At 36.3% G+C, this 26113-nt stretch carries 21 protein-coding genes; 20 read left to right on the plus strand and 1 reads right to left on the minus strand.

The features are described 5' to 3' along the window. Positions 1–90 precede the first annotated feature (90 nt). From rpsO to MHH96_RS15325, 20 genes are all read left to right on the plus strand, one after another. Entirely contained in the window at positions 91–360 is a 270-nt protein-coding gene (rpsO, locus tag MHH96_RS15230) for a 30S ribosomal protein S15 (protein WP_016201171.1), read from the plus strand. A gap of 231 nt (positions 361–591) precedes the next feature. Beyond that, the gene (pnp, locus tag MHH96_RS15235) at positions 592–2712 is read left to right on the plus strand and encodes a polyribonucleotide nucleotidyltransferase (RefSeq protein ID WP_047940043.1); all 2121 of its coding nucleotides are present in this window, start codon (positions 592–594) and stop codon (positions 2710–2712) included. Between the two features lie 182 nt (positions 2713–2894). Beyond that, on the plus strand, positions 2895–3851 hold the full coding sequence (locus tag MHH96_RS15240) for a polysaccharide deacetylase family protein (protein ID WP_047940044.1): 957 nt from the start codon (positions 2895–2897) through the stop codon (positions 3849–3851). Between the two features lie 268 nt (positions 3852–4119). Further along, on the plus strand, positions 4120–5358 hold the full coding sequence (locus MHH96_RS15245) for a M16 family metallopeptidase (protein ID WP_047940045.1): 1239 nt from the start codon (positions 4120–4122) through the stop codon (positions 5356–5358). A gap of 328 nt (positions 5359–5686) precedes the next feature. Then, on the plus strand, positions 5687–6562 hold the full coding sequence (dpaA, locus tag MHH96_RS15250) for a dipicolinic acid synthetase subunit A (protein ID WP_047940046.1): 876 nt from the start codon (positions 5687–5689) through the stop codon (positions 6560–6562). A gap of 25 nt (positions 6563–6587) precedes the next feature. Further along, the gene (locus MHH96_RS15255) at positions 6588–7181 is read left to right on the plus strand and encodes a dipicolinate synthase subunit B (RefSeq protein ID WP_047940047.1); all 594 of its coding nucleotides are present in this window, start codon (positions 6588–6590) and stop codon (positions 7179–7181) included. A gap of 265 nt (positions 7182–7446) precedes the next feature. Then, a complete protein-coding gene (asd, locus tag MHH96_RS15260; protein WP_047940048.1) occupies positions 7447–8493 on the plus strand; it encodes an aspartate-semialdehyde dehydrogenase in 1047 nt (348 codons plus the stop codon). Between the two features lie 361 nt (positions 8494–8854). Continuing rightward, the gene (gene dapG, locus MHH96_RS15265) at positions 8855–10078 is read left to right on the plus strand and encodes an aspartate kinase (RefSeq protein WP_047940049.1); all 1224 of its coding nucleotides are present in this window, start codon (positions 8855–8857) and stop codon (positions 10076–10078) included. Between the two features lie 46 nt (positions 10079–10124). Continuing rightward, positions 10125–10988, plus strand: a complete 864-nt coding sequence (gene dapA / locus MHH96_RS15270) for a 4-hydroxy-tetrahydrodipicolinate synthase (RefSeq protein WP_047940050.1) — start codon at positions 10125–10127, stop codon at positions 10986–10988. A 477-nt stretch (positions 10989–11465) separates the two neighbouring features. Then, on the plus strand, positions 11466–12803 hold the full coding sequence (locus MHH96_RS15275) for an amino acid permease (RefSeq protein ID WP_047940051.1): 1338 nt from the start codon (positions 11466–11468) through the stop codon (positions 12801–12803). Positions 12804–12995: 192 nt separating this feature from the next. Then, positions 12996–14669: a ribonuclease J gene (locus MHH96_RS15280; RefSeq protein ID WP_047940277.1), complete on the plus strand. Its 1674-nt coding sequence runs from the start codon at positions 12996–12998 to the stop codon at positions 14667–14669. Positions 14670–14967: 298 nt separating this feature from the next. Next, the gene (locus tag MHH96_RS15285; protein WP_047940052.1) at positions 14968–15705 is read left to right on the plus strand and encodes a ClpP family protease; all 738 of its coding nucleotides are present in this window, start codon (positions 14968–14970) and stop codon (positions 15703–15705) included. Beyond that, a complete protein-coding gene (locus tag MHH96_RS15290; protein WP_047940053.1) occupies positions 15702–15914 on the plus strand; it encodes a YlzJ-like family protein in 213 nt (70 codons plus the stop codon). Before MHH96_RS15285 ends, MHH96_RS15290 begins: the two co-directional genes overlap by 4 nt. A 120-nt stretch (positions 15915–16034) precedes the next feature. Continuing rightward, positions 16035–16193 carry a hypothetical protein gene (locus tag MHH96_RS15295; RefSeq protein WP_161798378.1) on the plus strand — a complete coding sequence of 53 codons (159 nt, stop codon included), beginning with the start codon at positions 16035–16037 and terminating at the stop codon, positions 16191–16193. Between the two features lie 139 nt (positions 16194–16332). Beyond that, positions 16333–18669 carry a DNA translocase FtsK gene (locus tag MHH96_RS15300; protein WP_341117634.1) on the plus strand — a complete coding sequence of 779 codons (2337 nt, stop codon included), beginning with the start codon at positions 16333–16335 and terminating at the stop codon, positions 18667–18669. Positions 18670–19036: 367 nt separating this feature from the next. Then, positions 19037–19768: a GntR family transcriptional regulator gene (locus MHH96_RS15305; protein WP_047940055.1), complete on the plus strand. Its 732-nt coding sequence runs from the start codon at positions 19037–19039 to the stop codon at positions 19766–19768. Positions 19769–19834: 66 nt separating this feature from the next. Then, positions 19835–20902: a BMP family lipoprotein gene (locus MHH96_RS15310; RefSeq protein ID WP_061796650.1), complete on the plus strand. Its 1068-nt coding sequence runs from the start codon at positions 19835–19837 to the stop codon at positions 20900–20902. A 266-nt stretch (positions 20903–21168) separates the two neighbouring features. Then, the gene (locus MHH96_RS15315) at positions 21169–22704 is read left to right on the plus strand and encodes an ABC transporter ATP-binding protein (protein WP_047940057.1); all 1536 of its coding nucleotides are present in this window, start codon (positions 21169–21171) and stop codon (positions 22702–22704) included. After that, positions 22697–23755, plus strand: coding sequence for an ABC transporter permease (locus MHH96_RS15320; protein WP_047940058.1), 1059 nt, complete (start codon positions 22697–22699; stop codon positions 23753–23755). The genes MHH96_RS15315 and MHH96_RS15320 overlap by 8 nt, the downstream gene beginning before the upstream one ends. Then, positions 23756–24718 carry an ABC transporter permease gene (locus MHH96_RS15325; RefSeq protein ID WP_061796649.1) on the plus strand — a complete coding sequence of 321 codons (963 nt, stop codon included), beginning with the start codon at positions 23756–23758 and terminating at the stop codon, positions 24716–24718. It abuts the gene before it with no gap. Positions 24719–24801: 83 nt separating this feature from the next. Here the strand turns inward: MHH96_RS15325 and gpmA are convergent, their stop codons facing one another. Continuing rightward, a complete protein-coding gene (gene gpmA / locus MHH96_RS15330) occupies positions 24802–25593 on the minus strand; it encodes a 2,3-diphosphoglycerate-dependent phosphoglycerate mutase (protein WP_047940061.1) in 792 nt (263 codons plus the stop codon). Between the last annotated feature and the right edge of the window lie 520 nt (positions 25594–26113).

Consider the following 26113-nt stretch of genomic DNA (forward strand, 5'->3'; position numbering starts at 1 on the left):
TAAAAACAACCTTTGCTTGGCAAAATCGAATCACCAACGTTTTGCTCGGTAATTGGGGATTAGTGTAATAGAATTAGGAGGTGAAACAGGATGGCAATCACTCAAGAACGTAAAAACGAACTTATCAATGAGTACAAAACGCATGAGAACGATACTGGATCTCCAGAAGTTCAAATCGCTGTCCTTACTGAGTCAATCAATAATTTGAATGAACATTTACGTACACATAAAAAGGATCATCACTCACGTCGTGGTCTTTTGAAAATGGTAGGTAGACGTCGTAATCTTTTAACTTACCTACGTAATAAAGACGTTCAACGTTACCGTGTTTTAATTAACAAACTTGGTCTACGTAGATAGTTAAAAAAAGCGGGATATTTTTCCCGCTTTTTTATTGTAAATAAATGCGAATTTAACATATGATTAGTATAGATTACATAAATTAATTTCGTTTTTTAGTTATATAAAATGTGTATACTAGTAGAAGAGAAATTTAAGGATAATATTTTTTATTTTATAAAATAACGCAGGTTTTAGGTAGTTCTTAACCGGAAACCTCCATGAAGTGAATGAGTAGAGAGGGGTTTATGAATGGGACAAGATAAGCATGTCTATTCCATTGACTGGGCTGGAAGAAAGCTCACAGTTGAAATTGGACAATTAGCAAAACAGGCAAATGGTGCAGTACTTGTACGATACGGTGATACGGCTGTATTAAGCACAGCAACTGCTTCAAAAGAACCAAAGAACTTAGACTTCTTTCCATTAACAGTAAATTATGAAGAGCGTCTATATGCGGTTGGTAAAATTCCCGGCGGTTTCATTAAAAGAGAAGGCCGCCCAAGTGAAAGAGCAATCCTTGCAAGCCGCTTAATCGATCGACCAATTCGACCATTATTTGCAGATGGCTTCCGTAATGAAGTGCAGGTAGTCAGCTTAGTAATGAGCGTGGATCAAGATTGTACATCAGAAATGGCCGCAATGTTTGGATCGTCATTAGCATTATCTGTTTCTGATATTCCATTTGGGGGACCAATTGCTGGTGTTTATGTTGGAAGAATCGATGGAGAATTTGTCATCAATCCAACGGTTGAGCAAGCAGAAAAAAGTGATATTAACCTTGCTGTTGCAGGTACAAAAGATGCAATCAACATGGTTGAAGCTGGTGCCGATGAAGTTCCAGAAGAAGTAATGCTTGAAGCAATTATGTTTGGACATGATGAGATTAAACGCCTAATTGCATTCCAAGAAAAAATTGCAGAAGAGATTGGCAAAGAAAAAATGGAAGTTGTACTATACGAATTAAATAAAGACATCGAAGCAGATGTGCGCGCATTATGTGAAAGCGAAATGCTAGATGCTATTCGTGTACAAGAAAAGCATGCTCGTGAAGCAGCTATTAAAGAAGTAAAAGATTCTGTCATTGCAAAATATGAAGCAGAAGAAACAGAAGAAGAAGATTTAAAACAAGTGAAAGCTATTTTAGATAAATTAGTGAAAAATGAAGTTCGTCGTCTTATTACAGAAGACAAGGTTCGTCCAGATGGACGTGGCTTGGAAGAAATTCGTCCACTATCTTCTGAAGTGCATTTATTACCGAGAACACACGGTTCAGGTCTATTTACTCGTGGACAAACTCAAGCATTAAGTATTTGTACATTAGGTGCTTTAGGAGATGTGCAAATACTGGATGGTCTTGGGGTAGAAGAAGAAAAAAGATTCATGCATCACTATAATTTCCCTAATTTCAGTGTTGGTGAAACAGGACCAATGCGTGGACCTGGACGAAGAGAAATCGGTCATGGTGCACTAGGGGAAAGAGCATTAGAACCAATTATCCCTTCTGAAAAAGATTTCCCATATACGATTCGCCTTGTATCAGAAGTATTAGAATCCAATGGTTCAACTTCCCAGGCTAGTATTTGTGCAAGTACCCTTGCTATGATGGATGCTGGGGTGCCAATTAAAGCACCGGTTGCTGGTATTGCAATGGGACTGATTAAATCTGGTGAACATTACAGTATTTTAACAGATATTCAAGGGATGGAAGATCATCTAGGAGATATGGACTTTAAAGTAGCTGGTACTTCTAAAGGGGTAACGGCACTTCAAATGGATATTAAAATTGATGGATTGTCTCGTGAAATTTTAGAAGAAGCATTACAGCAAGCTAAGATTGGCCGCATGCAAATTCTTGAATCGATGCTGGCAACAATCAATACACCTAGAGAATCACTATCTTCTTATGCGCCAAAAATCTTAATGATGTCCATCAACCCAGACAAAATTCGTGATGTTATTGGACCAAGTGGTAAACAAATCAATAAAATTATTGAAGAAACTGGCGTTAAAATTGATATTGAGCAAGATGGCACAGTATTCATTTCTTCTGTCGATGATGAAATGAATAACAAAGCAAAACAAATTATCGAAGATATCGTTCGTGAAGTTGTTGTTGGACAAATGTATCTTGGTAAAGTAAAACGAATCGAGAAATTCGGTGCGTTCGTTGAAATCTTCAATGGAAAAGATGGACTTGTTCATATTTCAGAGCTTGCTGAAGAAAGAATTGGCAAAGTAGAAGATGTAGTAGCAATCGGTGATGAAATCCTTGTGAAAGTAACAGAAATTGATAAACAAGGAAGAGTAAATTTATCTCGTAAAGCTGTTTTGAAAGAACAAAAAGAACAAGCTGAGAATGCAAAAAACTAATAAAAGTATAATAAAGCGTACCCGCCAAAAAAGACTCATGTTTTTAAGCGGGTATTTTTTTTATGGAATGAAAAGGAACATTTTGAACAAAATAATAGGGGAAAAGGATAAGCTAACTCCGTCATTCGGCGTTCTACCTTGTCCTTTCCTATCATATGGTAGTAACTAGGGAGGGAAAGGTGATGAAAAAAACAGTTTCACTTATAGGAATTCTGGTCATCTCTTGGTTTTTAGTTAATAATCCGTTGGCTGATACATATGTTAGTACTTTACAAGAAAACGCTGTCTCAGTGACAGCAAATAACTCTTTATATACGACGATAAGCGAGAAAGCAAAAGACTACGAAAAGAAGCCGATTGATGCCAAGCTAGATCCTGTATGGAAAGCTATTCCTGGATTAAATGGGCTGACTGTGGATATTGATGCTTCTTACAAGAATATGAAAAAAGAGAAGAAATTCAATGAACAAAAACTAATTTTTAAGCAAGTGAAACCAGAAGTTACACTAAATGATTTGCCACCTGCTCCTATTTATAAAGGAAATCCAGATAAAGAAATGGTAAGCTTTATTATAAATGTAGCATGGGGAAATGAATTTTTACCTGACATACTAGCAACCTTAAAAAAACATCATGTTAAGGCGAGTTTTTTCTTGGAAGGCAGATGGGTTCAGAAAAATCCAGATCTTGCTAAAATGATTGCAGAAGCAGGACATGAACTCGGAAATCATTCCTATACCCATCCAGATATGAGTAAAATTAGCAGTAGTAAAATTCATGAGGAAATCGTAAAAACAAATGATGTCATTGAAGCTACAACTGGTAAGCAAATCACATTATTAGCACCGCCAAGTGGATATTTTAATAATGAAGTAGTGAAAATTGCCGCTCAACAAAAGCTTAAAACAGTAATATGGTCTGTGGATACGATTGATTGGCAAAAACCAAGTCCTGATACATTGCTTAAAAGAGTTACAGGAAAGGTCCATAATGGGGCTCTAATCCTTATGCATCCAACGGAAGTTACTACAAATAGCCTTGAACGTTTAATTACCGAAATCAAAAATAAAGGATATAAAATCGATACAGTTAGCGACATGCTTAGTGAAGAGCGAGAAAGCATAAAAACAAAAAAATAGTAGTTCGGTTCATCTTATAGTATTCTATAAGGAGAAAACGTTTTATTAGATGCTACTTCTTATAGAAGAAAAACAACATCTACATGAAAGGAAATGGAAAATAAAGGCTGTCCGTCCTTTTAAAAGGAACTATTCGCTATTTCATTTTTAAAACGGAGATATGTTATCATTATATTAAAACAATATTTTGGAAAAAATAAGAGGAATAAGATATACTAGCAGTCGCAGCTATTTTTTGCAACTTGGTAGAAGAACAGGAGGAACATAATTGATCAAAAGATATACTTGCCAAAATGGAGTAAGAATTGTATTGGAAAATATTCCAACAGTACGTTCCGTTGCTATTGGCGTATGGATTGGTACAGGATCTCGCAAAGAAGATGAAAAAAACAATGGGGTATCTCACTTTTTAGAGCATATGTTTTTTAAAGGAACAAAAACACGTAGTGCGAGAGAAATAGCAGAATCATTTGATAGTATTGGCGGCCAGGTAAATGCTTTTACTTCAAAAGAATATACTTGTTATTACGCAAAGGTGTTAGATACACATGCTGATATGGCGTTAGAAGTGTTAGCAGATATGTATTTTAACTCGACATTTGATGAGGAAGAATTAAAGAAAGAGAAAAATGTTGTCTGTGAAGAGATTAAAATGTATGATGATACACCTGATGATATTGTTCATGATTTATTGAGTCAGGCAATTTATGATAAACATCCACTTGGCTATCCGATTTTAGGAACAGAAGAGACACTTGCTACGTTTAATGGAGATACGCTAAGAGAGTATATGTTTAATCATTATACACCAGAGAATACGGTTATTTCGATCGCAGGGAATATTACCGAATCGTTTATTTCAGAAGTAGAAAAATACTTTGGGGCATATGAAGCCGGTAAATCCGAAGTAGAATTAGTAAAGCCTTCTTTCCATGCCAATAATTTTTCACGCAAAAAGGAAACAGAGCAAGCACATCTATGCTTAGGTTTTAATGGGTTGCAGGTGGGGCATGAGAAAATGTATACACTTGTTTCTTTGAATAATATTCTTGGGGGCAGTATGAGTAGTCGATTATTCCAAGATGTACGTGAACAAAAAGGTTTAGCTTATTCTGTATTTTCTTATCATTCCGCATACCAAGACAGTGGAATAGTAACAATTTATGGAGGTACAGGAGCTAAGCAGCTAGATGAATTATTTGATACCATTCAAAATACGCTTGCTATCTTGAAAAAAGAAGGAATTACCGAAAAGGAACTTCTTAATAGTAAAGAGCAGTTAAAAGGCAGCTTGATGCTAAGCTTAGAGAGCACTAATAGCCGCATGAGCAGAAATGGTAAAAATGAACTTTTATTAGGTAAACACCGTTCCTTAGATGATATCATTGCCGATATCGATCGTGTCACAAAAGAAGAAGTTGATCAAATGGCAAATGATATATTCACTGACACCTTTTCTGTCTCTTTAATCAGCCCAGACGGACAATTACCAAAAGCACTGCAATAAAAAGCTACATATTATATAAATAAAGAACTAGGAAACAGAATTCCCTTCTGAATCCTAGTTTTTTTTATGTATGACCACTAATAAAACCATTTTTTTGCTACTCCCATTATAAAGGAGTTGCAATAACTCCCTTCTTAAAATACCTGTCCACTAAAAGGAGATACCAACCAAATCATTCATTCTCATCGTTATCTATAATAGATAAGGAAAGTAACCATCTTTTTAAGGAATTGCGGTAAACAACTCACCTAATATTAGATAATCACATAAGATGTTGAAGTAGCGAGCTATGAAAAACAGGATCTTTAAAAAAGAAGGTGAAATATTCATGCTGAAAGGGATGAAAATCGCGGTTATCGGCGGTGATGCAAGGCAGCTTGAAATTGTTCGCAAATTAACAGAACTACAAGCAATCCTTTCATTAATTGGCTTCGAGCAATTGGACCATGCATTCACTGGTGCTACAAAAGAAAAAATCGATAACGTAGATTTTTCGAAAATAGATGCTATTATCTTACCCGTTCGAGGAACAGACCTAAATGGGCAAGTTGATACAATCTTTTCGAATGAGAAGGTTTTTTTAACGAAAAAAATAGTAGAAAAAACCCCTGAGCATTGCATCATATATTCAGGAATAACGAATGATTATTTAAATTTGCTTATTAAAGAAACGAATCGATCATTAGTTCAATTATTTAACCGAGATGATGTAGCAATTTTAAATTCTATTCCAACTGTCGAAGGTACAATAATGATGGCAATTCAACATACAGACACAACGATTCATGGCTCGAATGTTATTGTGCTCGGGCTAGGTCGTGTAGGCATGAGTGTTGCACGTGCTTTTCATGCCCTAGGAGCGAAAGTAAAGGTCGCAGCAAGTCAAAGTGAACATATTGCTCGCATTATCGAAATGGGATTAACTCCAGTACATTTAGATGATTTACAGATTGCGGTTGATGATATTGATATTTGTATAAATACAATTCCCCATCTTGTCGTAACTTCTGATGTCATTGAAAAAATGCCATTGCATACATTGGTGATTGATTTGGCATCTAAACCAGGCGGAACAGATTTTCAATACGCAGAAAAAAGAGGAGTTAAGGCATTACTTGCGCCGAGCTTACCAGGTATTGTAGCTCCGAAAACAGCGGGAAATATATTGGCAGATGTCTTAGCTCAATTACTGGATGAACAATAGCAGGCAATGAGAGGAGAATAGAATCATGAGTTTACAAGGAAAAAGAATAGGGTTTGGAATTTCAGGTTCTCACTGTACGTATGAGGAAGTAGTACCACAAGTAGAAAAGTTAGTGGCACAAGGAGCTGAAGTTGTACCAGTTGTAACAGGAAATGTAAAAAATACGGATACTCGTTTTGGAAAAGGGAAAGATTGGGTTAGTAAAATAGAAGAAATAACAGGACAGAAAATAATCGATAGTATTGTAGCAGCAGAGCCGCTAGGACCGAAAGCACCTCTTGATTGTATGGTAATTGCCCCATTAACTGGAAATAGTATGAGTAAATTTGCAAATGCGATGACAGATAATGCAGTTTTGATGGCAGCAAAAGCGACATTAAGAAACCAAAAGCCTGTGGTATTGGGAATCTCTACTAATGATGCGTTAGGATTAAATGGGATTAATCTGATGCGATTAATGGCAACGAAGAATATTTTCTTTATTCCATTCGGTCAAGATGATCCTGAGAAAAAGCCAAATTCTATGGTTGCAAGAATGTCTATGCTTGCAGAAACTATTGAAGCAGCATTAGAATATAAACAGATTCAACCAGTAATAGTGGAAAAATATTTAGATTAACAGGAAAGTACATGATTATTTAAAAAAGGCATATAAATCACGTTCTTTGAAAAAGAATGGTAGACTGATAATAAGACGTACCGTAAAAGGCGCTTGTCGACTTCCACAAGGAACTTTATAGCGCCAATCGGTGTTTTTTGAAAGAATCTGATAAAAGTTTCTTTTATTGCTGCTTGAATATGTTAAAATAGATAATATTATTTAAGGCGGAGCGTAATGCTTGCCTATTATTATTAAGAGAAAGCCTTTGGAAGGAGAACCTTAAATGGAGCAATTAAAAGGATTTAACGTAGCAGTAGTGGGAGCAACAGGGGCTGTTGGTCAACAAATGATTAAAACATTAGAGAGCAGAGATTTTCCGATTTCGACTTTAACACTTTTGTCCTCTAAACGTTCAGCAGGAACAAAGGTTCAGTATAAAGATAAAGAAATTATCGTACAAGAAGCAACACCAGATAGCTTTAAAGGAATTGATATCGCACTATTCAGCGCTGGAGGTGGTGTATCGAAAGAACTTGCACCACATGCAGTAAGACATGGGGCAATTGTTGTTGATAATACAAGCGCATTCCGTATGGACAAAGACGTGCCATTAGTAGTTCCTGAAGTAAACGAAGAAGATCTTCGCAAGCACAATGGAATTATTGCAAATCCAAACTGCTCTACGATTCAAATGGTCGTAGCCTTACAGCCGTTAAAAGAAAAATTTGGTCTTTCGAAAGTATTAGTATCCACTTACCAAGCTGTATCTGGATCAGGTGCTGCTGCTGTCGAAGAGTTGAACAGCCAGACACAAGCAATTCTTAATAAAGAAGCGTTTGAGCCGAAGATTCTACCAGTTAAGAGTGATAAAAAGCACTACCAAATCGCATTCAATGCAGTACCGCAAATTGATGTATTTACTGATAATGGATTCACATATGAAGAAATGAAAATGATCAATGAAACAAAGAAAATAATGCATGCAGATGACTTAAAGGTTGCAGCAACATGTGTCCGCATTCCAGTAGCAACAGGTCATTCTGAATCTGTTTACTTTGAATTAGACAATGATCAAGTAACAGTAGAAGAAATTAAATCCTTGTTAGCTGATGCTCCTGGCATCGTGCTTCAAGACGATCCAAGTAATCAAGTATATCCGATGCCTGCAGATTGCGTAGGAAGCAATGATGTATTTGTCGGTCGTATTCGCCAAGATTTAGATGTGAAAAACGGTTTCCATATGTGGGTTGTTTCCGATAATCTATTAAAAGGTGCCGCATGGAACTCTGTACAAATTGCTGAAAGTCTAATTAAATTAGGGCTAGTTTAATGGACTAGTGAAGAAAGACAAGGCTGTAGAGGTTTAGTATGCAGGAAAATTACCTGTAAGTAGATTTCTATTTTATTCTACATACAGGAAGTACAAGTTTGGACACAAGCCTAAAGAATGGTGCCAAAATCTTGTCTTTCTTATTATTAAATGATTCCTTAAATAGAATCCTATTTAGGGAATCATTTAAATAAGTGTGCTCATTTTGGATGGAAAAAAATCATCAAAGTTAAAACAACAAGGGATCCTCCTAGTAAAATGATGGAAGGGGAAATCTTTTTAAAAGTAGATTCCCCAAATTTGTTTTAGAAAAGGCACCCTTATATTACACTCTTTAAGAAAGTGTTCAGAGGTGTTTATTGTGAAAATCATGGTTCAAAAATTTGGCGGAACATCCGTTAGAGATGAAAAAAGCCGAATTCAAGCAAAAGATCATATTAAGGATGCATTAAATGAAGGATATAAAGTAGTAGTAATTGTTTCTGCGATGGGACGAAAAGGAGAACCTTATGCAACAGATACATTGTTGTCTTTAGTCGGCGGATCAGAATCAAGTATCAGCAGAAGAGAAAACGACTTATTAATGTCATGCGGCGAAATTATTTCAAGTGTTGTGTTTACACAACTATTACTAGAAAATCAAATTTCGGCAACTGCATTAACAGGTGCTCAAGCTGGATTTAAGACAAATAATGATTTTACGAATGCAAGAATTATGGAAATGGATTGCAGCCGTGTTCTTGAAGAATTAAAAAATCATGATGTTGTAGTAGTAGCTGGTTTCCAAGGGGCAGCGCCAAATGGGGATACAACTACTTTAGGCAGAGGCGGAAGTGATACATCTGCGGCTGCTTTAGGATCAGCACTTCAAGCAGAATATATTGACATTTTTACAGATGTAGAAGGTATTATGACTGCAGATCCAAGAATTGCAGAAAATGCTCGTCCGCTATCTGTTGTTACCTATTCGGAAGTTTGCAATATGGCTTATCAAGGAGCAAAAGTTATTCACCCACGAGCAGTGGAAATAGCAATGCAAGCAAAAGTACCGATTAGAATACGGTCCACGTATTCAAAGGGGACTGGTACACTTGTCACCTCTAGTAATGCGGAGAGTCGAGGCAGTGACATAAAGGAAAGACCAGTCACAGGAATTGCTCATGTGGCAAACGTAACCCAAATTAAAGTTTTTGCAAAAAAAGATCAGTATGACTTACAATCGCAAGTCTTTAAAGCAATGGCAAATGAAGAAATCAGCGTAGACTTTATCAATATTTCACCTAACAGTGTCGTATATACTGTAACAAACGAAATGACAAACAAAGCAATTGCCGTTCTTGAAAATATGGGATATGAACCAGTTATCGAAAAAGAATGTGCAAAAGTATCAGTGGTTGGTGCTGGAATGGCCGGTGTACCTGGGGTGACATTTAAAATTGTTACTGCACTTTCAAATAAGGGAATTCGCATCCTCCAATCAGCGGATAGCCATGCAACGATTTGGGTGCTTGTGAAGCAGGATGATTTAGTAAGTGCAGTTAATGTATTACATGATGCGTTTGAGTTAGAAAAAGAAATAGAATAGAAAATAATAGATACAACGAGATCGAAATGAGAATAGGAGTGGAACGATGGGTTTATTTGGTAGGGTGTCAACGGCCATGATTACACCATTTGATGCCAAGGGACATATAGATTTTCCAAAAACAACACAGTTAATTAATCATTTACTTGAAAACGGAACAGATTCTTTAGTGGTAGCTGGTACTACTGGAGAATCGCCCACATTATCCAAACAAGAGAAGATTGCTTTATTTAAACATGTGGTAAAGGTAGTGGAAAAGAGAGTTCCAATCATTGCAGGAACAGGTAGTTATAACACATATGAGTCCATCGAATTAACGAAACAAGCAGAACTCGCAGGTGTGGACGCTGTTATGGTAGTTGGACCATACTATAACAAGCCGAACCAAGAGGGGTTGTATCAACATATTAAAGCAGTTGCAGAATCTACAAAACTACCCGTTATGATATATAATATTCCAGGTCGTTCTGTTGTTAATATTGAACCAGAAACTATTATTCGTTTGTCAGAAATTGATAATATTGTAGCTGTAAAAGAGGCTAGTGGAAATCTAAATAATATCACAAAAATTATTGCATCAACACCAGCTGATTTTAATGTATACAGTGGTGATGACAGCTTAACTTTACCAATTTTATCTGTAGGAGGAACGGGAGTAATTTCTGTAGCTTCGCATATTATTGGCAAAGAAATGAAAGAAATGGTGACTTCCTTTTTAGATGGAAAGGTAGAGGAAGCATCTAAAATGCATCAACAATTACTTCCTCTTATGTTAGTTTTATTTAAAGCACCTAACCCTGTTCCAGTAAAAACAGCATTACAATTAAAAGGATTTGATGTGGGTTCTGTTCGTTTACCTTTAGTGCCATTAACAGAGGAAGAACGAATCGAATTAGCGAAATTTATTTAAGGAATTAGAAGGATATCGTATATTTACGAGGACTATTGATAACAGTTTATTTGATTCTTTTTTGCTAGTTTTATAAATGTTTACGTGTCAGAAGAGCTTAGCTATCTCTTATTACGACGGATAAACCAAAGCAAAAATGGTTTATTCCTCCTGAGATAACTAGCTCTTCTGTCTTTTTTATTAGATATCTTTATTAAGAAAGACTTGTTTCTAAACTAGTTTTTGATTATGATTGGATACATCATCATATTTTTAAATAGCGCAATCATAAGTTTCTCATATATAAGAAACTAGAAGTTTGTGAAGTAGATGAGTGTTTAGCTATATTGTCTTGCGAATTTTTTGTTTGGCGGAAGTCCACATGTGAAGACGCAAACTGTCTTCTTAGTTTCCTCTATCGAAAAAACTGCGGTTTGGACAACGGCTAGTAAGAACACAAGAGTATTTAGATAAGGTTATATATAAGGAGGAGAAGTCATGGCGAATAATCAGTTGCAAAAAAACTTACTGCCAAGACATATAAGTTTAATGGCCATGGGAGGAGCTATTGGGACAGGGATATTTAAAGGTAGTGGAGAAACAGTTTCAATCGCAGGTCCAGGTGTTATTTTTACATACATATTTGCAGGACTTTTATTACTAGTAGTGATGGGCAGTATTGCGGAAATGGCTATTATTTATCCAAATACAAACATGAAGGGCTTTATTGGGAAGGCCTTTGGCAACCAGACGGCATTCGTTATTGGCTGGATGTACTGCATTTTATGGCTTGCTGTATGTGTGATTGAGGTAGTTGTAGCAGGAAGCTTTCTGCAGTTTTGGCTGCCAGATGTGCCGCTGTGGATATTAAGCATTCTTTGCGCAATAGGTTTAATTGTCGTTAATACAATGAATGTGAAAAATTATGGGGAATTTGAATTTTGGTTTGCTGGAATTAAAATTGGCATGATTATTATATTTATTATATTAGGAGCCGCTGTTTTATTTGGGCTTATTCCATCTGGGCAAACAAACTATCTGCAAAATTATACAGAGCATGGCGGCTTTTTCCCAAATGGATGGACATCTGTTTTTTCTGCTCTTTTAATTGTTATGTTTTCTTATGGAGGCTCCGAGCTCATTGGCGTAACCGTAACGGAAGCGAAAGATGCAGAAAAAGTACTGCCAAAAGTTATTAAAAGCTTTATTCTTCGCATTGTTTTATTTTACACATTGCCTATTTTAATTATTTGTGGACTAATTCCTTGGAATGAGTTAACAGAAGAATCCAGCCCTTTTGTACAAGTACTTTCGATTTCTGGATTATCTGGTGCAGCCCACATTATGAATTTTGTCTTAATTATTGCTGTGTTATCTGCAGCAAATTCGGGTATATATGGATGTACAAGAATGATGTACTCTCTTTCAACGGAGGGAGAAGGACCGAAAGCCTTTAGCAAAGTAAACCACAATGGAGTGCCGACTTATAGTTTAATGGTTACAGGTATTATCTTAATTGCTGGATCAATGATTGCTTTATTTAAACAAGATCAAGTATTTTCTTTACTTATGGCATTCCCAGGCTTTGTTGTATCGATTGTTTGGATTATGATTTGTCTAGCGCAGTTAAAGCTTAGAAAACAATATCCATTTCAGCCAAGTTTTAAAATATGGGGATATCCGTATATTCCGATATTTACTGTAATCTGCTTAGGCATCATAAGCATTAGTTTCTTATTTGATGAGGCGAATCGAATTAGTATACTAGCATGTTTAATTTGTTTTTTTGCTGTGACAGCTATTTCTATATTTAAGTTTAAATTGAATAAACGGTAAAAAAATTTATTATAGGAAAAAGCGTTGGAATGCTAGGCGAACTATAGAAAAATACCTCCTGATATTGTTATGAAATGAACCTGAAAAAGGAAGATTTCATAAAATTGGTTGTAAACAATTTTAAACATCAAGTATAATAATCATAACTGATCAATGGTCGGCTTAACTCAACATAGGAGGAAACAAAAATTGATGAAAAATGAAAAAATAAAGCTTGTCGCACTCGGCGGAGTGGGCGAGAACGGTAAAAATATGTTTGTAGTCGAAGTAGACGAAGATATATTTGTAATTGATGCTGGCTTAATGTACCCGCAAAATGAAATGCTCGGGATCGATATTGTTATTCCAGATATCGCGTATTTAAAGCAAAATAAAGAAAAAGTAAAAGGAATTTTCTTAACACATGCACATGAAGATCATATCGGAGGCTTATCTTATATTTTAAGAGATTTAGATGTACCGGTTTATACGACTTTATTAACAGCTGAACTAACAAAGGAAAAGATGAAAGAGCAAGATTTCAAAGGACAAGCACAATTTGAAATTGTGACATCGAAAACTGTTCTAACATTTGCTTCCTCAAAAGTGTCATTCTTTAAAACGAATCATAGTATCCCTGATAGCATTGGGATTGTTATTCATACATCAGAAGGTGCAATCGTACATACTGGTGATTTCAAATTCGATCAAACAGCAAGTGATCTTTACAAGCCAGATTATGGCGAGATGGCCAAAATAGGAGAAGAGGGAGTATTAGCTTTATTATCTGATAGTACGAATGCAGATAAACCAGGCTATTCCACAACAGATTTTGTTGTAACTCAAAGCTTAATTGAGTCATTTTTACACACAAATGGTCGGATTATTGCAGCTTGTTTTGCAACTGACTTAAATAGAATTCAACATATTATTGATGCAGCTGAAAAAACAAATCGAAAAGTTGCGATTATCGGCAAGAATTTACAAAGAGTGTTGCAAATTGCTTTAAAACACAACTATTTAGTAGTAGATGAAGAAACGATCGTTACCTATAACGAGCTTCAAGGATATACACAAGACCAAATGGTAATCATCACTACTGGTACAAAAGGGGAACCAATTGAAGCACTGCAAAAAATGATTAAGAAAAATCATAAGCAGGTAAGCATCATGGAAGGGGATACCGTTTTATTTGCAGCATCCTCTTTCCTAGGCAGTGAAGTATTTGTCGGAAAAACAATCGATAAATTATACAGAGCAGGTGCAACACTTCTTGCAGGCTACAAAACATTTAACAGCTCTAATCATGGCAGCCAAGAAGAATTAAAATTTATGATTAATATGATGAAGCCTAAATTCTTTTTGCCTATCCATGGGGAGTATCGCGTATTAAAGGCACATGAAAAAATTGCGATTGAATGTGGTGTACCACCGCAAAATATTTACCTTCCGGAACAAGGAGAGGTGCTTGAATTTAAAGAAGATACTCTTCGTGTAGGCGGAAAAATTCCAGCTGGAAATGTATTAATTGATGGCAGCGGTGTTGGCGATGTTGGGAATATTGTTTTAAGAGACCGCAAGCTGTTATCACAAGACGGAATTTTAACGGTTGTTGTAACTTTAAATAAAGCGGAAAGAAAAATCTCTGCTGGTCCTGAAATCATTACAAGAGGTTTTGTGTATGTTCGCGAATCAGAGAAGTTGCTAGAAGAAGCAGCAGACCGTGTAAGAGATATTGTAGAAAAAAGTATTAGTAAGGACAGCTTCGACTGGACTGGAATTAAGCAAGATATTAGAGATACGCTAAACCAGTTCTTATATGAAAAAACAAGACGTAGACCAATGATTTTGCCAATTATTATGGAAGTTAAGCCAGTTAGAAGATAAAAGTGAGAGCCTCCTTAAGATAAGGGGGCTTTTAGTTTGTTTGGGACTAGCCGTGCTTAAATCTAAGAAGAGTTTGAATTGAAAAAGGAGAAGCTTCCTTGGGATTTAGATGAACCGTGGGGACCGCTGCTTAGCCAAAGGTCGGAAGAGACTTCTAACAAGAATTTTTCTGAAAAGCTTTTAATTAGAATTTATTCCAGAAGTAAAAGCGACTTATTGACTTTTCGATTTCGCCCGCATGAAATAGTGTTTCTCGCTTCATACTAAGATTATTATGGTTTTAGGAAGGGAGAACTTTATGGTTTCAGTTAACAATAATAATCAGCCTGATGAAAAGCCAAATGAGGATAAACCATCAAGCTTAATGGAAAAAATTCAACAGCTGGGACAAACTAATGTACCACAGCTTTCTCAAGATTCAAAAATACATTGTTTAACCATTGTTGGTCAAATCGAAGGCCATTTACAATTACCGCCTCAAAATAAAACAACGAAATATGAGCATCTGATTCCACAAATTGTAGCAATCGAACAAAATCCTAAGATTGAAGGGGTTCTTGTCATTTTGAATACAGTAGGAGGGGATGTAGAAGCAGGATTAGCTATTTCTGAAATGCTTGCTTCTCTGTCTAAACCAACTGTTTCCCTTGTTTTAGGAGGTGGGCACTCAATTGGTGTTCCAATTGCTGTTTCCTGTGATTATTCCTATATTGCAGAAACAGCAACGATGACAATCCATCCTATTCGTTTAACAGGTCTGGTTATTGGAGTACCACAGACCTTTGAATACTTAGATAAAATGCAAGAGAGAGTGGTTAATTTTGTGACCAAGCATTCTAAAATTACAGAAGAAAATTTTAAAGACCTGATGTTTGCAAAAGGAAATTTAACAAGAGATATTGGAACAAATGTAATTGGAAATGATGCTGTTACTTCTGGACTTATTGACTCTGTTGGCGGAGTCGGGGATGCGATGAAAAAGCTCAATGAGTTGATTGATGTCAATAAAGAACAGAATGAAGGGATTATCCAATGATTATGTATACAATGATGCCAGAAGAATTGATTTTTCCAATGAGCCAAGATATCTATGAAAAACACCAAGTTATTCATTATAATGGCATTCCTTTATTAGTAGCTAGAAATGAGTCAAATGAATATGAAGTCATAAGAATACTTAGCACCGATCCCAATCATTTTCTGCAGACAGAAATGCAGCCAGGAGCAAAAATTCCAACCATTTAATTGCTTTTTTATTAAAAAAGTTGATAATAGGGAATGATAGGGGGAAAAACTTATCTAGTATTTTGCTTTTTTAGCTAGAGTTGGCAGGATATCAGCTGAAGCAGGCGGCAAATCAGCCAAATGAGCAAAATATCAGCCAAAACAGGCAGCAAATCAGCCAAACGAGCAAAATATCAGCCAAAACAGGCAGCAAATCAGCCAAACGAGCAAAATATCAGCCAAAGCACACAACAAATCAGCCAAACCAAAAAGCATGAGCAAACATACTTTTTTCTATAAGACAGCAAAGGATAAAAAAACTTCGGAAAGAAGTTTCCCTTTATAAACTATGTTATAATATAGGAACAACAAAGAAGCAGCCTAAGGCTGCTTCTTTACTACAAAAGAGAAAGATACTTTTTAAATATTAGGTGATCAAATGGCAAAAAGGAAAAAAAGAAAAACAAGAAAAAAACAACATCTTAAATTAACGATACAATATGAACTTGCAGCCCTGCTTCTTATGGCGTTGAGTTTTATCTCTATTTTACAACTCGGTGCGGTTGGGAAAACAATGGTTTCTTTTTTCCGTTTCTTTTTTGGAGAGTGGTATATGCTTTGCCTAATAGGCCTTATCGTATACAGTGGTTATTTAATGTGGAAAAGAGAAAAGCCTTATATGTTTCATACGAAATTAAATGGAATTTATTTAATTGTCAGTGCAATTTTATTACTTAGCCATGTAACACTATTTAAGTTGCTAGCAAGCCAAGGCGCTTTTCAAAACCCAAGTGTTATATTCAATACATGGGAATTATTTTGGATGGAAGTGAATAAAGAGGCTACTAATGTCGATTTAGGCGGTGGTATGATTGGTGCCGTTTTATTTGCATTATTTCATTATTTATTCGACACGGTAGGTACTCAGATTATCAGCTTTATCGTGATTGTGATCGGTTTTATCCTGCTTACTGGTAAAACGTTAAGTGGTGCTTTTAAAAAAGTTATATCAAGTATCTGGAATTTTTTCCAAGATCAATGGGAAGCGTTTAAGCAAGATATGAAAGACTGGAAAGAATCGATTCAAAAAAATAAAGAAAAGCGGAAGGCAGAAAAACAAGCAAGACGCGAAAATCAGCAGTCTAAGGAAAATACGAATGCTTCTATTATTGTGAACACTCCGCCTCAAGAGGAAGAGCCATACATACAAGAGCCAATTATTAATACCTTTGCCGAAAGAGCCTATCAGGAAGAAGTCATTCAGGAAGACTTGTTGGCAGATTCGCCAGAAGAACAAACCGATATAGGTGATGTCGTACCAATAACTTTTACAGAAGTAGAAAATAAGGATTATGAACTCCCGCCTTTAAAACTATTAACGTTGCCGAGAAAGGCAGATCAGAGTGGGGAATATAAGCAAATTCACGCAAACGCTGCTAAATTAGAAAGAACCTTTCATAGCTTTGGCGTAAAAGCTAGAGTAACAGAGGTTCACTTAGGACCTGCGGTAACGAAGTATGAAGTTCATCCAAGCGAAGGGGTAAAAGTAAGTAAAATTGTTAATTTAAGCGATGATTTAGCTTTAGCTCTTGCAGCAAAGGATATTCGCATTGAAGCACCTATTCCTGGAAAATCAGCAATCGGGATTGAAGTGCCCAACTCTGAAGTTGCTGTTGTGTCACTAAGAGAAGTATTGGAATCAAGTAAAAATGATAAGCCTGATTCGAAGCTGATGATTGCTTTTGGACGAGATATCACAGGGGAAGCCGTATGCGCGGAATTAAATAAAATGCCCCATTTACTTGTTGCCGGAGCAACAGGAAGTGGTAAATCTGTCTGTATTAACGGGATTATTACAAGTATATTGATGAGAGCAAAACCTCATGAAGTAAAGCTAATGATGATTGATCCGAAAATGGTTGAATTAAATGTATATAATGGAGTCCCTCATTTGCTTGCCCCTGTTGTGACAAATCCAAAAAAGGCATCACAGGCATTAATGAAGGTTGTTAGTGAAATGGAGAGAAGATACGACTTATTCTCCCATACAGGGACAAGAAATATAGAAGGCTATAATGAGTATATTAAACGAATAAATGCAGAGGAACAAGAAAAGCAGCCACTATTGCCATTTATCGTGGTGATTGTAGACGAGCTTGCTGACTTAATGATGGTAGCATCATCTGATGTAGAGGATGCCATTACACGACTTGCACAAATGGCCCGTGCAGCCGGAATTCATCTAATTATTGCCACTCAGCGACCTTCAGTTGATGTTATTACAGGAGTTATTAAAGCAAATATTCCATCACGAATTGCGTTCGCTGTTTCCTCTCAGACGGATTCTCGTACCATATTAGATATGGGAGGAGCCGAAAAGCTATTAGGAAGAGGAGATATGCTATTCTTCCCTTATGGGGCAAGCAAACCTGTGCGAGTACAAGGAGCGTTCTTGTCCGATGAAGAGGTGGAAGAAGTGGTTGATTTTGTGATTGGTCAGCAAAAAGCACAATATCAAGAGGAAATGATTCCAGATGAAATTGTGGAAGTTACAGGAGCTGTAGAAGACGAACTATATCATGAAGCAGTTGAACTAATTGTTGAAATGCAAACAGCTTCTGTTAGTATGTTACAAAGAAGGTTCCGGATTGGCTATACGAGAGCAGCTAGATTAATCGATGAAATGGAAGCCCGTGGGGTAGTTGGACCATATGAGGGCAGTAAACCAAGAACAGTTCTTGTGCCTAAAAGTTCCGAAGAAATAAATATGCAGTAATAATAGCAGATGAATTGAATTCAACCAACATATAGGACAAAAAATGAACCGGTTATGAGAGAAACAATCATATTTTTTAGAAAAGGACTTGAAATAGTATAACCTATTTCAAGTCCTTTTTTAGCGTATATTCTGAACATTCATTCAAGATATGTAAGAAAAAATAACAAAACAATGCATTATTTTTACAATAATATACAAAAGAAAACGGTTGATTTCCGAACAATTACTCATTTCTGTATTTTTTCGACGAAATTCTTAAAAGTCTATTTATTTATTAGGAAAAAAGTGTTATAGTATTTTCGATTAGTAGGAATGATTGAACATCAGAGGTCTGATGTCTTAGAAATGTTTGGAGGAACATCATATGCTAATTAAATCGGATACGAGACATTTATATTTGCAAGTAGTAGATCGTCTAAAAAAAGATATTGAGTTAGGAATTTATAAAGAAAAAGAAAAATTCCCCTCAGAATTCGAGCTTGCAAAAACTTTAGGTGTGAGCCGGGCCACTTTAAGAGAGGCACTGCGTACATTGGAAGAAGAAAATGTCATTGTCAGAAGACATGGTGTTGGCACTTTTGTTAACTGTAAACCATTGTTTAATTCTGGCATAGAACAATTGAATAGTGTCACGAATATGATTAAGCAGGCAGGTATGAATCCAGGCACTATATTTCTAAGCTCAAACACGATGTTCGCTACTGAAGAAGACTCGACACGCTTCTCTGCATTACAAGGGGATGAACTGCTCGTTATCGAAAGAGTTCGAACAGCTAATGGCGAACCGGTTGTTTATTGTATAGATAAATTGCCACAGAAATTTTTGCCTGAGCGATTTTCATACGATCAAGAATCGATTTTTCAGTTCTTGGAATCGGATAGTCAAAGACATATTACATACGCTGTTGCACAAATCGAGCCGATAGGATATCACGATAAGGTATCTCCCATTCTGCAATGTGAACCAGAAACTGCACTGCTTGTATTAAAACAGATGCATTATGATGAGAAGGATGAACCGATTCTTTATTCAGTAAATTATTTTCGATCCGATAAGTTTAGCTTTCAAGTATTAAGAAAACGAATATACTCGTAGAAGCTGAACAGACTAATCGTATAAAATTTGACTAAATAACAATAAAAAGTCTAGGGGGTACAAGCTTTGAAGAAGCGTAAATTTGGCTTAGCACTATCTTTAGTACTAGCTGCTGGAACTGTATTAAGTGCTTGCGGAAGTAATGACAAAGGTAACGATAAAGCAGCAGATGGGGATAAAGAGAAAGACTCATTTAAAGTTGCAATGGTAACAGATGTCGGTGGTGTTGATGATAAATCATTTAACCAATCAGCTTGGGAAGGTTTACAAGCATTTGGTAAAGAGAATGGCTTATCAAAAGGTAATGGTATTGATTACCAACAATCACAGTCAGATTCAGATTATGCTACTAATTTAAATAATTTATCTCGTCAAGGCTATAATTTGGTATTTGGAATCGGATTTTTAATGGAAGGTGCAATTTCAGAAATTTCTCAACAACAAAAAGATGCACATTTTGCAATTGTTGATGCTGTAGTTAACCAACCTAATGTAGCAAGCATTACTTTTAAAGAACAAGAAGCTTCTTTCTTAGCTGGTGTTGCAGCAGCTCATGCAACCGAATCTAAAAAGATTGGATTTATTGGCGGGGTAGAAGGAGATGTAATTGGACGCTTCGAAGCTGGATTCGTTGATGGCGTTAAAGCAGTAGACCCTAATATTAAGGTAGACGTACAATATGCTGGTGCATTTGATAAACCTGAACTTGGTAAAACAATTGCAAGTAAGATGTACTCTTCAGGCGCAGATGTAGTATTCCATGCTTCTGGTGGTACTGGTGCTGGATTATTCTCTGAAGCTCGTGATTTAAAAGAAAAAGACCCTTCAAAATATATTTGGGCAATCGGTGTTGACTCTGATCAAGCAGCAGAAGGTGTTGTAGGAGACCACAACATTGTGTTAACTTCTGCATTAAAAGGTGTTTCCACAGCGGTACAAGATATTTCAACTAAAGCAAAAGACGGTAAATTCCCAGGTGGCGAAACTACTGTTTATGGCTTAAAAGAAGATGGTGTTGGTCTTGCACCAATTAATGAAGAAGTTAAAAAGAAAGCTGAAATTGATGCTGCTGTTGAAGAATGGACTGCTAAAATTAAAAACGGTGAGTACACTGTTCCTGATACTGTTAAGTAAATAGCAATTGCTAATTTTCCAGGAATAAGTGGTTTGCATGGCAAACACTTATTCCTTTTTTACGACAAAAAATAGAATTTTAACTAAAGAGTAGAAGTTTAATTCTAGTCTTTATTAAAAATTTTATATGTCGAAATTATCGTAATATAAAAATTACATAATTTCCTTTGTGGATTGTTTTAGAAAATAAAATTCTTTGACATCATACGTGTATTTTAAGCTTTATAACATTTATCTTGTAAGGTAAGTAAGAAGGAGTGGATTAGATGGAATATGTAATCGAGATGTTAAATATTCGTAAAGAATTCCCTGGTATTGTTGCAAACAACAATATTACCCTTCAAGTAAAAAAAGGTGAGATTCACGCACTTTTAGGGGAAAATGGTGCAGGAAAATCTACGCTAATGAATGTTCTTTTTGGTCTATATCAGCCAGAAAAAGGGGAAATTCGTGCGCGTGGGAAAGTCGTAAATATTTCTAATCCAAATATTGCGAATGATTTAGGAATCGGAATGGTTCATCAGCATTTTATGTTGATTGACACCTTTACGGTGACGGAAAATATTATTTTAGGAAAAGAAACAGTCAGCAAAGGAAAAATCGATTTAAAAAAAGCAGAAAGAGAAGTACAGGAAATTTCAGAGCGTTATGGATTGGCAGTTGATCCGAAAGCGAAGATTGCTAATATTTCTGTTGGAATGCAACAAAGAGTAGAAATCTTAAAAACGTTATATCGCGGAGCAGAAATTTTGATTTTTGATGAGCCGACAGCTGTTTTAACTCCGCAGGAAATTGCCGAATTAATTGGTATCTTCCGTAAGTTAATTCAAGAGGGCAAGTCCATTATCCTCATTACCCATAAATTAAAAGAAATTATGGAAGTATGTGACCGTGTTACGGTTATCAGAAAAGGGGAAGGCATTGGCACTTATAATGTAAAAGATACAAACCAAAATGAGCTTGCAAACTTAATGGTTGGCCGTGAAGTTTCCTTTAAAACAGAAAAAAAAGCACCAAATCCGAAAGAAACAGTATTAAAAATTTCTGATTTAACTGTAAAAGATAGTCGTGGTGTCCATGTAGTCAACTCTCTTAACCTAGATGTTAAAGCAGGTGAGATTGTGGGGATTGCTGGGGTAGATGGCAATGGTCAATCAGAGTTGATTGAGGCGATTACTGGCTTAATGAAGAAAAACAGTGGAAGTATTACCCTTAACGGCAAAGAAATCAGTGTACTTTCTCCACGGAAAATTACAGAAAGTGGGATTGGTCATATTCCGCAGGATCGACATAAACACGGTTTAGTACTTGACTTTTCGATTGGACAAAATATGGCTTTACAGACCTATTACAAAAGCCCATTTTCTAAATATGGCTTTTTAAATCAAGGTGAAATCGAGAAAAAAGCGAGCAAGTTAATTGAAGAATTTGATGTCCGTACACCAAGTATACACACACCAGCGAGAGCTCTCTCTGGGGGTAACCAGCAGAAGGCAATCATTGGTAGAGAAGTAGATCGTGACCCTGATTTGCTTATTGCTGCCCAGCCAACTAGGGGACTGGATGTAGGTGCAATTGAATTTATTCATCGACGATTAATCGAACAAAGAGATAAAGGAAAAGCGGTATTATTAATATCCTTTGAATTAGATGAAATTTTAAATGTCAGTGACCGCATTGCTGTTATTTTTGATGGAGAAATTATTGCAACAGTGGATCCAAAAACAACAACAGAACAAGAGCTAGGTTTATTAATGGCAGGATCGAAAGCTAAAAAAGTGGGTGTGGAGAATAATGTCTAATACAATAAAGAAAATTAGTATTCCAATTATTGCCGTATTGTTAGGGGTTATTGTTGGGACGATTATCATGTTTGCAACAGGTTATAATCCTGCGGATGCATATACAGCCCTTTGGAATGGAGCGTTTGGAGATATTTATTTCACTGGAGAAGTAGTGCGCCAAATCACTCCGTTGATTCTTGCAGGTCTTGCAGTTGCCTTCGCTTTTCGCACCGGATTATTCAATATTGGGGTTGAAGGGCAATTAATTGTTGGCTGGCTTGCTGCAGTTTGGGTAGGGATTTCCTTTGATTTACCAAAAATTATTCATTTACCACTTGCTGTATTAGCTGCTGCTGCTGCTGGTGCGCTGTGGGCATTTGTACCAGGCTTTTTAAAGGCACGATTTAGAGTTCATGAAGTTATCGTAAGTATTATGATGAACTATGTCGCATTACATGTATCCAACTATTTAATCCGAAACGTGCTTACAGATAAAGCAGACCGTACAGAAAATATTGCGCCAACTGCTAGTCTGCGTTCTGGGTTCTTAGAAAGCTTAACAGACTATTCCCGTATGCACTGGGGAATTTTAATTGCGGTTGGATGCGCTATACTTATGTGGATTATCTTAGAGAAAACAGTAAAAGGATATGAATTAAAGTCTGTTGGTTTTAATCAGAATGCCTCCCAATATGCTGGTATGAATGTTAACCGTAATATCATTCTTTCTATGGTCATTTCTGGTGCTTTTGCAGGTCTTGCAGGAGCAATGGAAGGTTTAGGAACATTTGAATATGTGAGTAATAAAGGTGGATTTACAGGGGTTGGATTTGATGGGATTGCCGTTGCTTTACTTGGAGCAAATGGCCCAGTCGGAATCTTGCTTGCTGCATGCTTGTTCGGTTTCTTAAAAGTAGGGGCGCTAAATATGCCGCTTGAAGCTGGAGTACCGAATGAGATGGTTGATATCATTATTGCTTTAATCGTTTTCTTTGTTGCTTCAAGCTATATGATTCGCTTATTCTTAGAACGATTGAGTAAAAATAAAAGTAAAAAGGGGGAGAAGTAAATGGGATTAATGGACGTATTATTAATTGTCATACCTTCTTCGCTATTGTTTGCTGCTCCACTAATTTTTACTGCGCTTGGCGGGAATTTTTCTGAAAGAGCAGGGGTAGTTAATATTGGACTAGAGGGTTTAATGGTAATGGGAGCTTTCTCCTCCATTGTTTTTAATTTAACATTTGCTGATAGTCTTGGCGCTTGGACACCATGGGTTTCTTTGCTTGTCGCAATGGTTGTCGGTGCTCTATTCTCGATACTTCATGCAGTGGCAAGTATTACATTCCGTGCCGACCAAACGGTTTCTGGTGTAGCGATTAATCTACTAGCAGCTGGTCTTGCTATGTTCTTAGTAAAATTAATCTATGATGGAAAGGGACAAACAGGTACCATTCGTTATAGCTTTAAGAAAATTGATATTCCGCTATTAAAGGACATCCCTGTGATTGGAGACTTATTTTTCTCTAATACATATTGGACTTCTTACTTAGCAATTGTTGTTGCTGTTATTGTTTGGTTCGTTATGTATAAAACGCCATTCGGCTTGCGTCTTCGTTCTGTTGGAGAGCATCCGATGGCTGCAGATACAATGGGCATTAACGTAACCAAAATGCGTTATATTGCGGTTATTCTTTCTGGTGCATTTGGTGGAATCGGCGGCGGCGTATTTGCCCAGTCGATTACAAATGATTTTACCCATGCGACCATTAGCGGACAAGGATTCATGGCACTTGCCGCCCTGATCTTCGGAAAATGGAATCCGCTTGGAGCAATGGGAGCTGCGATTTTCTTTGGTTTTGCTCAAAGCTTAAGTATTGTTGGAAGCAGCTTACCGTTCTTAGAAAACATCCCGAGCGTTTACTTGTTAATTGCACCATATGTATTAACTATTATTGCATTAACAGGCTTTATCGGTCGTGCAGATGCACCAAAAGCTTCTGGTGTTCCTTATATTAAAGGTAGCAGATAATCCTTTGGGAAAATAAAAAAGAGACTTCTAATGATGTGCACCCCAAAAGTTAGACGAACCAATTCTAACTTTTGGGGTGTTTTTTATTCCTCATGTGTATTAATTGCCTTCGTTTTAATTTCTTTATCCAATAAATCAATTGGAATATGTTTAGGAATCACATCGGCAGGAACTTCGCCGTTCATATCTAAATAATAATGGCGAATAGGTTTTAAGGAATTATCATCTAATTCATATACTAATGGAATGCTTGTTGGAATGTTTAAAGACGCAATTCCGTCAGGTGAAACATTATCTAAATACTGAATAATAGCGCGAATTGTATTACCATGAGCTGCAATTATTACTTTTTTATTATTGTGTAGCATGGGTGCAATTTCTTGATCCCAGAAAGTTAGGACTCTTTTCTCCGTATCGGCAAGACTTTCTGTTAAAGGAAATTCGCCTTCTTCGAGCTGTTGATACCTTGGATCGTCGATATTGTAGCGGGGATCATCTTTATTTAAAGCTGGTGGTCTGATATCCATGGATCTTCTCCATTTTTGAACTTGGTCAAGCCCATATTGATCAGCTGTTTCTTTTTTATTTAATCCTTGCAAAGCACCATAATGCCGTTCATTTAATTTCCACGTTTTATGTATAGGAATCCACATGCTATCCATTTCATCGAGAATAATCCATAATGTCCGAATAGCTCTTTTTAAATAGGATGTATATGCAATATCAAATGTGTATCCGTTATGATTGAGAATAATTCCAGCTTCCCTTGCTTCTGTTAACCCTTTTTCTGATAGTTCAATATCTGTCCAACCAGTAAAGCGATTTTCCACATTCCAAAGACTTTCTCCATGGCGAATCAAAACAAGCTTTGGCATTGTGCATCTCTCCCTTTCTTCTTTTCTTTATTTTTTTCCTGTTTTCATGGAAATAATCGTCCTTTTAAAGGAAAAAGTATAATTTAGAATTATTTTCTTCGCTATTATTGAATAAACTTTTTTTTGATTGATAATTGATTTAATTAATTTTTTATAAAGTTAGGAAAATATATGAGCGTAAAAAATCTATTATTTTTATTTAGTAGTATATTGCTTATCCTTGTAATCGGACTATTATGGAATGGACCAATTTATGGTAATGATGAAGTTCTATTAAGAAGGTTGATTAAGGAACTAATCTGAAATTTATTGATATTTTCGATACAGAAAAGACTAGAATCGCTGGTTTTACAAATGGGGAGGGCTAGGGAGCTATTAAGTTTGAAAAACATTCCAAAGGCAACTATACCTAGCTTGGTAAGAGCTTTGATAGAGAGCTGAGTAAAGGAGTAACTAGCTACACGATTTCAATCGAGGGTGAACGAACACCACTCTTTCTTTTTATTATCAGATGGGGTGG

Source organism: Niallia sp. FSL K6-0212 (genome assembly GCF_038007605.1).
In the GTDB taxonomy this organism is placed as follows: Bacteria; Bacillota; Bacilli; order Bacillales; family Cytobacillaceae; genus Niallia; species Niallia circulans.

Coding starts and splice junctions, on each gene's coding strand:
- rpsO (WP_016201171.1), top strand. CDS start 91: ATGGCAATCACTCAAGAACGTAAAAACGAACTTATCAATGAGTACAAA.
- pnp (WP_047940043.1), top strand. CDS start 592: ATGGGACAAGATAAGCATGTCTATTCCATTGACTGGGCTGGAAGAAAG.
- MHH96_RS15240 (WP_047940044.1), top strand. CDS start 2,895: ATGAAAAAAACAGTTTCACTTATAGGAATTCTGGTCATCTCTTGGTTT.
- dpaA (WP_047940046.1), top strand. CDS start 5,687: ATGCTGAAAGGGATGAAAATCGCGGTTATCGGCGGTGATGCAAGGCAG.
- MHH96_RS15255 (WP_047940047.1), top strand. CDS start 6,588: ATGAGTTTACAAGGAAAAAGAATAGGGTTTGGAATTTCAGGTTCTCAC.
- asd (WP_047940048.1), top strand. CDS start 7,447: ATGGAGCAATTAAAAGGATTTAACGTAGCAGTAGTGGGAGCAACAGGG.
- dapA (WP_047940050.1), top strand. CDS start 10,125: ATGGGTTTATTTGGTAGGGTGTCAACGGCCATGATTACACCATTTGAT.
- MHH96_RS15275 (WP_047940051.1), top strand. CDS start 11,466: ATGGCGAATAATCAGTTGCAAAAAAACTTACTGCCAAGACATATAAGT.
- MHH96_RS15280 (WP_047940277.1), top strand. CDS start 12,996: ATGAAAAATGAAAAAATAAAGCTTGTCGCACTCGGCGGAGTGGGCGAG.
- MHH96_RS15285 (WP_047940052.1), top strand. CDS start 14,968: ATGGTTTCAGTTAACAATAATAATCAGCCTGATGAAAAGCCAAATGAG.
- MHH96_RS15290 (WP_047940053.1), top strand. CDS start 15,702: ATGATTATGTATACAATGATGCCAGAAGAATTGATTTTTCCAATGAGC.
- MHH96_RS15295 (WP_161798378.1), top strand. CDS start 16,035: ATGAGCAAAATATCAGCCAAAACAGGCAGCAAATCAGCCAAACGAGCA.
- MHH96_RS15300 (WP_341117634.1), top strand. CDS start 16,333: ATGGCAAAAAGGAAAAAAAGAAAAACAAGAAAAAAACAACATCTTAAA.
- MHH96_RS15305 (WP_047940055.1), top strand. CDS start 19,037: ATGCTAATTAAATCGGATACGAGACATTTATATTTGCAAGTAGTAGAT.
- MHH96_RS15315 (WP_047940057.1), top strand. CDS start 21,169: ATGGAATATGTAATCGAGATGTTAAATATTCGTAAAGAATTCCCTGGT.
- MHH96_RS15320 (WP_047940058.1), top strand. CDS start 22,697: ATGTCTAATACAATAAAGAAAATTAGTATTCCAATTATTGCCGTATTG.
- MHH96_RS15325 (WP_061796649.1), top strand. CDS start 23,756: ATGGGATTAATGGACGTATTATTAATTGTCATACCTTCTTCGCTATTG.
- gpmA (WP_047940061.1), bottom strand. CDS start 25,593: ATGCCAAAGCTTGTTTTGATTCGCCATGGAGAAAGTCTTTGGAATGTG.